The organism is Larkinella punicea (assembly GCF_003334855.1).
GTDB classification, from domain to species: Bacteria; Bacteroidota; Bacteroidia; order Cytophagales; family Spirosomataceae; genus Larkinella; species Larkinella punicea.
Genome location: NZ_QOWE01000002.1, coordinates 35,301 through 48,361, shown reverse-complemented (window position 1 = coordinate 48,361; position 13,061 = coordinate 35,301). Strand labels below are relative to the sequence as shown.

The window sequence follows — 13,061 nt, the reverse complement described above, 5'->3', positions numbered from 1 at the left end:
GCAAAAGCAATTTAGAACGGCTCTACCGCCTGGGTTCGGGTATTGAAAACCGGCAGTCCACGGATGATTTCGATGCGATCATCACCGGTCGCATACGTCAGCTTTCCGTCCGGGTCACGACCTTCGCGAAACTTGGAATAAACGTAGCCTTCAGCGGCTGTGAGCGGTTTTAAAGATCCCAGTTGCGTACTTTTCACAAAATAGGCATTCAACCCGGTGCTATTACATCCCACAAACGAATAGCCCTTTTCGGTGGCCAGATCGCAAAGGGCAGCCAGCGATGCTCCGAAATACAGGTAGCTATAATGAGCCTTACTACGTACAAAATCCGGTTGATAAGGAACCGTAACAGGCCTTTCGGGACCGAAAAGGCTATTGTATTCCACCACGACAATGTCCGCATCCACCGCATCGATGGCTTTCCAGACCCAGTAGTCATTGCCGTCGATGTCGATACTGAGCAAGCCCAAAGGTCCTTTAAAACCCGCGTCGGTTAGCAGAGAATTGATATTTTCGGCGGTGATAAAGGCCTGGTTGGCAATGAGGTGGTGTTGCCAGAAAAAGGGATCTGACCGAATGTAGGCAATATTTTGGTCGCTGCCATCTAATACCAGCCCGGTCCAGTTGTTATTGATCAACAAAAAGCGGGTGTTCGATTCCACGTAGGTTTCCACGCCGAATTCTACAAAGCTGTGGGAACGGATGGAAGCCGCTTTGATCAGATACTGGATGATGCCATCGTCTCCGTATTGGGAGAATACTTTAAATTCAGCATCCTGAATGGAATTGATTTCCCGCGTCTGCATCGAAAGGAGTTTTCCCATCAGGACGCGGTTTTCGTATACTTCGTGCCGCGTTTCCCGAAGCATCGCCGAAAAAAACTGAAATTTCTTTAGTATTTTCCCAAGAATCATAACAAAGCGTAAGATAGAAGCCGCTAAAAAAGGGAAGGCTCCGCGACCGGGGCCCTTCTTTTCCGGTGTATAGTTCATTCCGTCGAAGCCGCAAAGATAGGGAATTGCGGTTTGACTACCGGGCGGATCGGTCCGGACTCCTCTTGAAAGGGAAAAATATTATTGTAGAGACTGGTATAAATCAAGCGTTTCCCGAACGGTTCGGTCCCACGAGAACTGTTGCAACTGAAGGCGTCCCAGCCGGGCGAGGTCAAGCCTTAAAGCCGGATTATTCAGGAAAAGTCCGATGGCGTCATGGATGGAATCGCGGTTCTCGGGGTCGAAATAGAGCGCGGCTGACCCTGCTACTTCGGGTAGTGAGCTTCGGTTGCTGAGCAGGCAGGGGCATCCACAGGCAAACGCTTCCAGCACCGGAATGCCGAATCCTTCGTAGAGTGAAGGAAACACAAAACCCAGGGCCTGGCTGTATAACCGGCGCAGCGAAGCATCATCAATGGGTTGTTGTTCAACGAGATCATGAATGTTCAATTGCCGGATGACGACTTCTTCTTCGGGAGAAAAAGGGCCACCACCGGCGCAAATTACCCGAATTTGATGGGAAAGCAGCAGGGGGGCTGCGGCCCGAATGAAAGAGAAAAAGTTTTTATACATACCCCGGTTTCCCACAAACAGCAGATAGGGCGGAGTGGTGGATTGTTCAGCGGTATTTTCTTCAAGGGATACCGATGAACCCAGGTAAATGACCCGGACTCGCTCCGGTGGAATGTTGTAATACGCGATTAAATCCCGTTTCGTATTTTCTGAAATGGCAATAACCGCTGTCGCCCGGTCGATGATTTGTTTTTTCCATTGCATAACGCGGTAATCGGCGGCCAGTTCGGGAAAAACCGTGTGGTATTTTTCATGAATCATGTCGAGAAAAGTCACCACCACGGGGCGTTTTCGGATGTGGTCGAGGAAATACGGTTCGTAATACGTGGCATGAAACACATCGTATGACCGCGTTTTCATTTCCAGCAGATTGAAAGCTTTGTTGATTCGGTAAAGGTAAGGCTGGGTTTTCGAAAAGGGCTGGCCGGGCAGAAAAGGATAGGCCGGGAGGGACTTTTCTTTTAAATAGGCATTGTTGGAAAACAGCAGCGACAGGTGTGCCTGGTGTTTGGCGGGGGGCTGGTTGATGCCGGCAATCAATTCGCAGAAATACCGGGAAATTCCGCCGTAATTTTGCTGGGAAAAGGTTTGATGATCAAAGAAAATCTTCATGCAGGGATTCTTTCAGGGAAGCAGATGCTTTTTGAAAGTGGTTTTCATGTTTGTTAACCCGGTTCGCTTTTTAATATCCTCCACGCGCTGTTTGATGCGGGTTAGTTTCCGAAAATAGTGATGCAGCGAGTATTCGGTGGCCTGACGGTTCTCAATGATAAACCGGGGATGAATGATTTCGTTTAGCGGGTAGACCGGTTTATTGGCAAACGTCTCATTGTTGGCTTTGGTATGCGTGGCCTCTCCGCCAAAACCGATGTTGGAAATAAGATTCTGATTGGGGTTGATACACAGTCCGTTGTGAGTCCAGATGGCATAACACCACTGAAAATCCCAGGTGTTGATCAGGCCATTGTAGGTACCCTCGAAGGAATCGTTCCAAAATTCCTGAACCTGGGGGTCGGTGAAAATATCGGAGATGAGCTTTTGGCTTCTAAATTCCGGATAACTCGACATCGTAACGTCGTACTTTTCCCAGGCCCGGCGCCAGCTCGCCCACCCCCAGACGTGGCAAACTTTGGTATAAAAATAGGAACCGTCTCCATACTGCCGCCCATTTTGCAAATTAATACCCCCAATGTGCATAATAGCGGTATTATTCAGGTGGTACCAGAGATTTTCGCGGCAAAAGGTAAAAAAGGTTGGGTCGGGCAGACAGTCATCCTCCAGAATAATGCCCATTTCCACCTGCCGGAAAAACCAGGTGATGGCCGTACTTACGGCGTGTTTGCAACCCAGATTCTGCTCCTGAATCAATTGCTGGACCTGACAGGGCCAGTCGATTTCGTCCAGCAGGGCCTGGCACTGGGCCACTTGTTCTGCATCGGTGGGGTGGTTGGGGCGGGGGCCATCGATCGATACAAACAATTCCCGGGGTTGAATTTCGCGAATACGTTCAAAAACCCGTCGGGCGTGATAAGGCCGGTTAAACAAAATAAAGAGAACTGGAATATCAAATTGAAGGGGCGCGTCGAACAGAGAGGCCTGAAGCGTTGTCACTGTATTTTGTTTATTTTGACGGTATAAGGTACAAAATAAACGATAAACTAATCAAAAAAAGGTTATTGAGCGGCTATTTCTGAAAAAGCCATAGACTCTCCAGGCCGTGATCAGCATTGACCCGGCCCAAAAGTGTAGAATTTCGCGCCATACAGCAACGGTATTCGGGGCTAATGTTTCAGACCAAGCCGTCTTTTCAAGCCTTCGGCTTTCAGGGTTACCCAGGTTGGTTTCTTAAAATATTGGTTATTTGAATATTCCGTTGCCGGAAGGTTTTCAATCAGGAAACTGGGATGGCGGATCTCGTTCAGCGGTTCCAGAGGCACATTTGCCAGTGAGCCACCATCGTCCAGCGTATGGGTGGCGGCAGTGCCAAACCCGATGTTGGAAACCAGATTCTGGTTGGGCGAAATGCAGAGACCATTGTTGATCCAGATGGAATAACACCAGGGATAGGCCCAACTGTTGATCTGGCCCGCATGTACTCCGTCGAACGCTTCTGTCCAGTACTCCTGAACTTTGGGATCGGAAAAAAGGTCGGCGATGCGGTTTTGCTTTCGAAATCCCGGATAGGTCGACATGCTTCCGTCGTATTTTTCCCAGGCCCGTCGCCAACTCGCCCACCCCCAGACATGGCAAATCTTGGAATAAAAATAGGAGCCATCCCCGTGCCATTGACCATTCTGGAGGTTGGTTCCCCCAATGTGCAGGATCGTGGCATTGTTGCGGTGGTAATGCAGGTTTTCGCGGCAAAAGGTAAAAAAACTGGGGTCGGGCAGGCAGTCATCTTCCAGGATGATCCCCATTTCAACCTGCTGAAAAAACCAGCTAATTGCGGTACTAACGGCTTTTTTGCAACCTAAATTCTGATCCTGGATGAGCCGGTGTACTGAGCAGGGCCAGTCAATGTTGTCAACCAAAGCCAGGCATTCGGCAACCCGCTCCGCATCGGTGGGGTGGTTGGGGCGGGGGCCATCGATGGAAATAAACAATTCCCGGGGTTGAACCTGACGAATGCGTTCGAGTACCTGACGGGCCAGGTCAGGTCGATTAAACAGGAGGAACAGGATGGGAACGTCTAACGGCATCTTTTCGCTACGTTTAGGGTGGTTACTGGAGGGGTGCGATGCTTCTCCCCGTTAAAAACAACGCCAAGGGTAAAGAATTCGGTATGGAATTCGGGCATTTTTGGCAAAATGAAGTTCAGGGTCATCCATCGAATTCATACTTCTGAAGACAGCATCTGGCGCAAAAACGTTGTCAGGGTTGACCTGAAAACCGCTTTTTGCGTACTGCATAGGCCCGGAAGAACGGGCAGGATTACCGGGAGCGCTGTAAAAGATCCTTCAGGAAAGTTAGCTTTACCACATCGACGAGTGCTGCAGACTGAGCGAAAAAAACCGGGCGGGCTTCCTTGATGAAATAGTTCATGAAGTAGGCCGACATCATCTGGGCGAGCAGGGTGGCAATGGAGGTGCCGATGGCACCGTAACGAGGAATCAGAATCAGATTTAACAGAATATTCACCGTCGCTCCGGCGATGGTCTTCAACAGCAGCAGGCGCTGTCGATCGTGCAGAATGAACCAATAGCTGCTGCCAACCCCAATAAAGACAAATACGGCCGACCAGATGTGAATAACCAGGATGTTGTCTACACCGGTATACTGCTGCCCATAGAGCAGGTTGACGAGAAAAGAAGACGAAAAGGTAATAAAAACCGCAATCAGGATGCTGATGGACGCCAACAGGCTCAGAAGTTTTCGAAAAGCCCGCTGAAAGGCTTCCTCATTTTGGGTTTTCAGGGCAACAATGGTTGGGTAAAATGAGGAGGTGATGGCCGTAGCGATAAAATACCATACTTCCGACAGACGCAGGGCGGCACTAAACTTGCCTAACTCCAGGTCTGTAGCCAGTTCTTTCAGCATAAACTGGTCGGAGCGCATGTAAATAAAAATGAAAAACTCCGAGATCATGAGCGGCCAGGATAACCGGAGCAATCGGATCGCCAGTGCCCGGTTGAACCGCCAGTGCAAAATGTGCTGCCCTTCTTCCCGGTTATAAATGAAAATCAGAATCAGGGCCGAGAGGGTGGCTTCCACGAAAACAACCGAGGAGAACGCCAGTAAACTGAAGTGATTGGCCAGAAAATAAACCCGCAGCAGCGTCGATAAGGCAAAGGCAACGGATTTGGCAACGACCGACAGCCGGGATTTGACGCGCGACTGGAAATGCAGATCGATGACGTCCACGCTCTGGCAGACCAGCACCGAACTGGTGAACAGAACCATGGCCTGCAAAACCGGCTGATCGCTGTAGAGAAGGCGAATGGTAACCGCAATCACAAACAGGGAAACTGCCCCGGCAATGAGCCGGAGAATGAAAGCCGTTCCGAGCAGTTGATTTTCGGCGTATTCGCCTTTCCGGACGATTTCCGTAATCAGGATGTTCGCCAAACCCAGCCCCGCCAGCGACATCAGCACCGTTGGAAAAACGTTGGCAAAGTTGAGCAGACCAAACTGGGAAGGCCCCAGATACCGCGCTGACCAAACGCCAACCAGCAAAGCGGTAGCCATCCGAAAAATGCGGTCGAAGAAAACCCAGCCGGCATTGGCAAACGCTTTTCGGGCGGTTGCACTCAGCTTTTGGGGGCTTAGTTCAATCATACCGGTTCGACAATCAGGAAACGGTCGGATGAAGGACTCCGGTGAGCTGGGCTTCGACCATCAACCGGGCCACGTCCTCCATCTTGTGTTGGGCCTTCCAGCCAAAATGCCAGAAGGCTTTGGCGGGGTTCGCATTGCCTTCGGCCAGGTCGGTGGGGCGGAAAAACGAGGAGTCGATCTGAACGTGTTCTTCCCAATCCAGATTCACCTGTTCGAAAACGATTCGGATGAAATCTTTCAGTTTCCGGGTGTGTCCGGTCGCAATCACGTAGTCGTCGGGCTGGGGTTGTTGCAGCATCATCCACATGGCTTCTACATAATCGGGCGCCCAGCCCCAGTCGCGGGCAATGTCGATGTTTCCCAGCGTCAGTTTCTCGTTGCTGCCCTGCGCAATCCGGCAGGCGGCTGCCACGATTTTCCGGGTGACAAACCGTTCGGGGCGCAGGGGCGACTCGTGGTTGAACAGAATCCCGGTGCTGGCATAGAGCTGGTAGGCTTCGCGGTAATTGGCGACCTGCCAGAAAGCCGCTGCCTTGGCCACACCGTAGGGACTGCGCGGGCGGAAAGGCGTCTCCTCATCGGCCGCCAGGCGGCCCGTATCGCCGAACGACTCACTCGATCCGGCGTTGTATAACCGGATCGGGAGTTCACTAAACCGGATGGCTTCCAGCAAATTCAGCGTTCCGATGCTGATGCTTTCCAGCGTTTCGACGGGTTGTTCGAAGGATAGACCCACCGAACTTTGCCCCGCCAGGTTATAAACTTCGTCGGGCCGGACTTTCAGTAACGTTTGCAAAACACTGCGGAAGTCATTGATGTTGACCGACACCACCGACACCTGAGACCGGATGTTGAGCCGGGTCAGGTTGTTGAACGACGACATCTGGGCATCACGTGAACCGCCGTATACCTCATATCCTTTGGTCAGCAGCAAATGCGCCAGATAGGCCCCATCCTGCCCTGAAACCCCACAAATCAATGCTTTTTTCATACGAATATTCAGTTTACGGTTTACGGTTTTCAGTTTACGGTTGCTGATGCATACGACTACCGGACGCGTTTACAACCGTAAACTGAGAACCGCAACCCGTTCATCCCAGGCGATTCATTTTTTCCAAAACGATTTTTCCCAACGTCCAGCCCAAGCCGACAACCGCACCAGCCACTAAACCGGCCACCACAATCAACGTGCGCCGGGGGCCGTTGGGCCGTAGTGGTATGCGCGGAGGCTCCAGCATTTTGAAAACCGGTGTTTCTTCCTGCACCCGAATTTTGGCCTGTTCCAACTGCCGGGATAAATCGTTGTACACGGTTTGTGCCAGCAGAAACTCGGCTTGCAGCCGTTGCTCGCTGATCCGGGCCAAACCGCTGTAAAGACTCCGGTTCCGGTCGCGGTAGCTTTCCAGGTCATACTCCGCTGTCTGGTACCGACGCCGGGATTGCTCGACCTGCTGGGTCAGAAATCGCTCCTGATTCTTGACTTTCTGCGTCCGGTAGCTGGTGATGTAGTTGGTCAGGTATTCAAGTGAAAACCGGGCGACAGTGGCCGCTACCACCGGGTCGGGCATGATTACTTCAATGGTCACGACGCCGGTCCGTCGTTCGTAGGTGGTTGTGATCCGGTTCGTTAGGAGGGCTGCCAGACCTTCCTGTTCGGGCGTAACCTGCAAGGCTTTGCTGTAGTTTTTAGGATCGGGCAACACCACCGGAACCGGTTTTGAGTCGTCGGCGGTGGTTTGTTCCGTGTTTCCGGTCAGCCGTTGAAAAGCCGTTTCCTGCCTCTGCCGTTTCAGGTAAGCTTGCAGCGGCAGCACGGTTTTATAGGTTTTGGAATAAACCGGCTGCTTCAAAATCTGCAGGGCAAACGGAATGCTTTGGAGAACCTCCGGGTAGAGATCGGGCCGGATGCCATCACCGGCGGCATTGTCCATGCTGATGCCAGCCAGCCCGGCCAGCGACCCGAGGTTACCCATGCCACCCGGACTACCTGCCGAAACCTCCGGCATGACGGTAACCTCGGCTTTGTAGTCGTCCGGTTTAGAAAAACCGTAGTATAGCCCTGCCAGCGCGCCCAGCACGGCAAAAGCCAGCACGGCCAGACGGCTGCGCTGTAGAAATTTCCAGATGTCACCGGGGCGGATCTGTACCAGATCGTCGTCGTCCATTTCTGACCCTGTTGATGGTTTGTGCGTTGTTACTGCCATGAAGCGACGTACTAAACGTGGCGCTAAAGATGCTTAAAATAATCGGGCCAGATTGATAATAACGGTGGTAAGGGTCACGGTCATTGTACCAATCACCGAAATAAGGCCAATTCGTTCACCCGCCGTTAGCCGCCGATCGTCGGTCAGTGGCCCAAACGGCACGATAACGCGTGAGCCGGGTTCGATTTTGGGGTATTTCTTGAAAAACAAAAACCGCTTGGTTCGGTCTTTCAGTCCGTTGGCGTAGATCACATACGCTCTTTTCTGCCGGGCATTGTCGGTATAGCCCCCGGCCTGCGTTACGTAATCCTTAAAATGAAAGCCTTCCGTAAAACTAACCGTCGAAGGATTCAGAACAGCGCCCTGAATGCTGACGGTTTCGGGGCGTTTCGGAATAATCAGCGAATCACCGACTTCCAGCAACAGGTTTCCCGATACGCCCGGATCTTCCAGAATGGCTCCCAAATCGGTCGCAATGGGAATGCCGCGCCGGGAAAACCGGGCTCCCGGCAGAAAAGCCCCCGCTTTCAGGCCACCCACGCGCCGAAGCACATCCGAAATCCGTTCGGAACGCGACTCGATGGCGTAATTCCCGGGGTGCATCACTTCGCCAAATACCGCCACATTCTGCTGAAGTTCGTAGCGGGGCGACGTTCGGACGTACACCACATCGAATGGCTTGAGCGGAAACCGCGCATCGGCGGGTTGAAGATTCAAGGATCGGTCGATCGAAAACTGAAAAACCTGAACGGTTTCGCCACCGGTCATTTTGGTGGTATCTTCCCGAATCCGCCGGGCCACTTCAATTCGGGTGGGTGTGGCACCTTCCTGAAAACCGCCCGACAGCGCAATCAAATCGGTGACGGTCAGGTTGGTTACGTACGGAATAGTGTCCGGCCGGTTCACCGCACCCTGAACGCTGACGTAATACGGCTCGCGCAAATCACGGACCGAATAAATATGCACACTGTCCTGTCGGGCCAGCGGAATGTCCTCCGTTTCGTTGCGCATCAGCCGCCCCACATCGAACGGAATGGCTTCCAGGTCGGTGTTTTCGCGTTCGCGGTACAATACCGCCCGGTTCAGAAAAGCGTCTTTCCGCAATCCTTCGGCCCGGCTGATGAGCGACCGAACGGACGTAATTTCGTCGCCCAGCGCATAATCGCCCGGTCGCATCACGGCACCGGATATCTGAATCCGGTTTTCATACCGGTTCAGGATTTCACCAGTCGTGTATTTGTCGCCGGACTGCGGAATGAAGGTCGCAATCTGCTCCTGCGTGATGGTTGAAATTCGCAACTCGCGGGGCGTGTTCCGGCGCAGGGTGATCGAAAACGTGTAGGCCCGATCCGTAAAACCGCCCGCAAAACTCAGGACATTCTTGAGCGTTTCACCGGGTTTCACTTCATAAATGGCTGGCCGTTTGACCTGCCCGGCCATTTCAACGCGAACCCCGTAGTCGTTGACCCGAATCACATCCTGATCCAGTAGCCGGATGTCGTCTTTTTTATCCGCCCGCAAAAGGTAGTCATACAGGTCGATGGTGCGGATGACGCGGTTGTTGCGGATCACCTGAATATCGCGGAATGAGCCGGTTTCGGGGTTCGGGCCGCCCGCCAGATACAGGGCGTTGAAAGCCGTCGACAATGACGAAAGCGTGTAGGTTCCCGGCATGACGACTTCGCCCACCATCGTGACGCGGATGCTGCGGATGTTGCCCAGGGTTACGGAGGCATAGGTGCCGCTGTTGGGGCGGTTCAGACCCTGAAAAGCCTGCCGCAGCCGCCCGACAATCCGCTGTTCGGCCTGTTCGATGGTGAGGCCGCTGACAAAAATAGGCGCCAGGTTTAGCATCCGCACCGATCCTTCGGGACTGACGCGCAGCCGGAAACTTTCGGTAGAATTTCCGTAAATTTCCACCACAAGTTCATCGTCGGGTCCCACCACGTAATTCCGGGGCGTGGCAATGCGGAGGTTCGGCTCAAAGGTGAGGGATGTTCCCTGAAACAAAGCCGCGCCAAAAATATACGGTCGCCGAATGGTGTCCCGGCGCAGCAGATTCAGGCTGTCACCCCGCGCGTAAGGCCGTTGCGACAGTGTCCCCTGCTGGCTTCGGTTGACGAGGGTATCGCCGGAAATCTGCCCGGTGCGGTTCGATTGCTGGCGGATTTTTGCCATGCGTTGCCGCATTTTGGCAATGTCGGTCAGCGTATAGCCTTGAGACATAGCCGCTTGCTCGATTTGCATCTCGGTAAGTCCGCTGCCCTGCGCCCTTTGATAAAATTCAATAATCTGCTCGTCGTTCAACTGATCGGCCCGCGAAGGTTGCTGGGTAAAACCGGCGGTGACAGCCACCAACAGGAAAAAGAAAGACAGCACGGACAGTTGCCGAAACAACAAAAACGGGGAGTCACGAAGAGTAAACCAGTATGATTGTGTTCTGCTACGGTTCATGCAGTGAAAAAAATCTGACCCACAAAGTTACGAATTGATTGATTCTCTGCCGCTTTTTATAGTCAATGGTCCAAAAGTGGCTTTTTATTTGAAAAAACCGCTATTTAGCCGAACTGTTTTCCGAAATAATAACCGAACAAATAGAATATATCCAAGATGGCTTTGATAAAATCCGTTCGTGGGATTCATCCGAAAATGGGCGAAGAATGCTGGTTTGCCGATAACGCAACGATCGTTGGGGAAGTCGTGATGGGTCGAAATTGCACCGTCTGGTTCAACGCCGTGGTGCGGGGTGATGTGAATTCGATTACGATGGGGGATTATTGCAACGTTCAGGACGGGGCCGTTATTCACTGCACCTACCAGAAATTCAGGACCATCATCGGCAGTTACGTCTCCATTGCCCACAATGCCATTGTCCACGGCTGCACCATTGAAGATCAGGTTCTGATCGGCATGGGCGCGATTGTGATGGATGGGGCTGTGATCGGAACCGGCTCTATCGTTGCTGCCGGGGCCATTGTGACCCAAAATACCGTCGTGCCGCCGGGAACTGTTTACGCCGGCAATCCGGCCCGGTTTCTGAAAGCCGTTACGCCCGAACTGGGTGAAGTTTTTATGCGGACAGCCAACAATTATGTGATGTATGCCAAGTGGTATAACTAATCCGCCAGCTAAAACAAGGCGGCTTTAACCCTAACACCGGTGCAACGCGCAAAACAGAGTCGAGTTTTCAGGCCAAGTTACACTAGCCCCGACCGCAGCAATGTTCAACGCCCCATTATGGTCAGCCGAAAGCGCGAACTGTTCTTTGATGGGGTAGTAGGCCAATTTGTGAAGCCCAAACTGCTTAAGCTGTTTATTCTCCCAGGCCATTTCACTCAAAGCATTACAAGCCTGATTGGTTCGACTGAGCGTATCAAGCAGGTTTTGAGCCTGTTCGGAAGTCGGGAGGAGTTTTATTTTGGCAGTCAGTTTCACAACCCGAAGATACGAAAAGTCTTTCAGTCATTGAAAAATCATGTTTCACCGGAGGGTTCGGCAGACGCCGACGGTCCGCCGTTGCGTTCGCTTTCCTCCCCACCCAAAAAGGCGGGGAGTTTCCGCTCCGATTTCATGAATGAGGCTTAAAAGTCCTTTTCAACAAGTATTGCATCGCATTTATTGCGGTCGTATATTTGTTTGAAATTAGTCTAAATAATTTTAGGATTATTTTTTTGTTGGTCAGCGGCCGGTTTCCAAGCGCTCTGCCTGGTGATGTAGAAGCCGTCACGGCCTTATTCTTATGGCGAACCTAACTCCATTGATTACGACAGCCCGAACGAAACTGGAAGAATATTTACTCATGAAAGGGCTGCGCCGGTCGTCGGAACGGTTTGCCATTCTGGAAGAGGTGTATTCGCGCAATGACCATTTTGACGCTGAGGAATTGTATCAGGCGATGAAAGACCGGTCGTTTGCCGTTAGCCGGGCCACGGTGTACAACACGCTGGATGTACTGGTCGATTGCGGTCTGGTGAGCCGACACCAGTTTGGCGATGAGGATAATACGAAAAGTCGGTTTGAAAAATCGCTCGGTCGGCAGCAACATGCGCACCTGATTTGTGTCAACTGCCACCGTGTCATGGAATTTTGTGATCCGCGTTTGCAACTGATCAAAACCACGGTCGGCAATACGCTGCAATTCCATGTCGAATCGCATTCACTGGTTTTTTACGGCGAATGTGCGGACGAAGCCTGCGTGACCCGTACGAAAGCCGCAGCGGCCAATGCCAACGTAAACTAGCGGAAATGCCTGATTGGATTATTCGCTGACGGCTTCTTTTTCCTGCTTCATTTCTTTCCGGGCGTTGATGTAACCCCGAATCACGGTGAAGGTCGTAACGGCCAGGAAGAAAATGATGATGTAGTGGACGTAATCGACAATCCAGGGGAATTTTTCGCCAAAATAATAACCGCCCCCCACCAGCGAGACCACCCAGATGGCCCCCCCGATAACATTGTAGAGCATAAAATACCGCATGTCCATTCGGATTAAACCCGAAAGAATGGGCGCGAACGTGCGGACAATGGGCAGAAACCGGGCCACGATCAGCGTCCGGCTGCCGTATTTCAGGAAATATTCGCGGGTCGTTTCAATGTATTTTTTCTTGAAAAACAGCGAATCCGGGCGGTTTTGCAGCCGTTCACCGAAATACCGCCCCGTCAGATACCCCACCAGCGACCCCACCACGGCGGCTCCGAAAATGCAGAGCAGCAACAGCCACAGGGGGACAGCCAGAATTTTGGTACCGGCAAAAACGCCCGACAGAAACAGCAGGTAATCGCCCGGCAGGAAAAAGCCGAAAAACACACCGTTTTCGATGAAAATAATGAGGGTGATCAATACCAGCCCGCCCGTCCGAATGATTTCCTCGGAATTGAGTAAGTATTGGAAAAATTCGGCGATCTGGTTCATCTTTGAAATGAGTGAATGAGTGAATGAGCGAATGAGTGAATAGATCGAAGATCACGCTTTGAACCAACGGCACTGCGTCAGCTATTCACTCATTCACTCATTCGC

The 13,061-nt window shown here is 52.1% G+C and carries 12 protein-coding genes; 3 read left to right on the top strand and 9 right to left on the bottom strand.

Going from position 1 to position 13,061, the window contains the following annotated elements:
- Positions 1–11: 11 nt before the first annotated feature.
- From DUE52_RS02070 to DUE52_RS02035, 8 genes are all read right to left on the bottom strand, one after another.
- Positions 12–869 carry a hypothetical protein gene (locus tag DUE52_RS02070; protein ID WP_222930246.1) on the bottom strand — a complete coding sequence of 286 codons (858 nt, stop codon included), beginning with the start codon at positions 867–869 and terminating at the stop codon, positions 12–14.
- 204 nt (positions 870–1,073) lie between these two features.
- Positions 1,074–2,177, bottom strand: coding sequence for a glycosyltransferase family 4 protein (locus tag DUE52_RS02065; protein WP_114404293.1), 1,104 nt, complete (start codon positions 2,175–2,177; stop codon positions 1,074–1,076).
- Between the two features lie 12 nt (positions 2,178–2,189).
- Positions 2,190–3,176, bottom strand: a complete 987-nt coding sequence (locus tag DUE52_RS02060; RefSeq protein ID WP_114404292.1) for a hypothetical protein — start codon at positions 3,174–3,176, stop codon at positions 2,190–2,192.
- Positions 3,177–3,346: 170 nt separating this feature from the next.
- Entirely contained in the window at positions 3,347–4,264 is a 918-nt protein-coding gene (locus DUE52_RS02055) for a hypothetical protein (RefSeq protein ID WP_114404291.1), read from the bottom strand.
- A gap of 232 nt (positions 4,265–4,496) precedes the next feature.
- Positions 4,497–5,840 carry a flippase gene (locus DUE52_RS02050; protein WP_114404290.1) on the bottom strand — a complete coding sequence of 448 codons (1,344 nt, stop codon included), beginning with the start codon at positions 5,838–5,840 and terminating at the stop codon, positions 4,497–4,499.
- A 13-nt stretch (positions 5,841–5,853) separates the two neighbouring features.
- A complete protein-coding gene (locus tag DUE52_RS02045; protein WP_114404289.1) occupies positions 5,854–6,831 on the bottom strand; it encodes a GDP-mannose 4,6-dehydratase in 978 nt (325 codons plus the stop codon).
- A gap of 100 nt (positions 6,832–6,931) precedes the next feature.
- The gene (locus tag DUE52_RS02040) at positions 6,932–8,044 is read right to left on the bottom strand and encodes a GumC domain-containing protein (protein ID WP_229312038.1); all 1,113 of its coding nucleotides are present in this window, start codon (positions 8,042–8,044) and stop codon (positions 6,932–6,934) included.
- A 33-nt stretch (positions 8,045–8,077) separates the two neighbouring features.
- Complete coding sequence (locus DUE52_RS02035) at positions 8,078–10,498, bottom strand: SLBB domain-containing protein (protein ID WP_114404287.1); 2,421 nt, start codon at positions 10,496–10,498, stop codon at positions 8,078–8,080.
- Between the two features lie 156 nt (positions 10,499–10,654).
- On the opposite strand from DUE52_RS02035, the gene DUE52_RS02030 reads away from it, so the two are divergent.
- The 3 genes from DUE52_RS02030 (at position 10,655) to DUE52_RS02020 (ending at position 12,284) form a co-directional block, all read left to right on the top strand.
- Positions 10,655–11,164 carry a gamma carbonic anhydrase family protein gene (locus DUE52_RS02030; protein ID WP_114404286.1) on the top strand — a complete coding sequence of 170 codons (510 nt, stop codon included), beginning with the start codon at positions 10,655–10,657 and terminating at the stop codon, positions 11,162–11,164.
- 39 nt (positions 11,165–11,203) lie between these two features.
- Positions 11,204–11,629 (top strand): hypothetical protein, encoded by a 426-nt coding sequence (locus DUE52_RS32010; RefSeq protein WP_133299742.1) that lies wholly within the window; start codon positions 11,204–11,206, stop codon positions 11,627–11,629.
- Positions 11,630–11,783: 154 nt separating this feature from the next.
- Complete coding sequence (locus DUE52_RS02020; protein WP_114404284.1) at positions 11,784–12,284, top strand: Fur family transcriptional regulator; 501 nt, start codon at positions 11,784–11,786, stop codon at positions 12,282–12,284.
- 18 nt (positions 12,285–12,302) lie between these two features.
- Here DUE52_RS02020 and DUE52_RS02015 read toward each other — a convergent pair whose 3' ends face one another.
- Positions 12,303–12,956: a DedA family protein gene (locus tag DUE52_RS02015; RefSeq protein WP_114404283.1), complete on the bottom strand. Its 654-nt coding sequence runs from the start codon at positions 12,954–12,956 to the stop codon at positions 12,303–12,305.
- Positions 12,957–13,061: the final 105 nt, after the last annotated feature.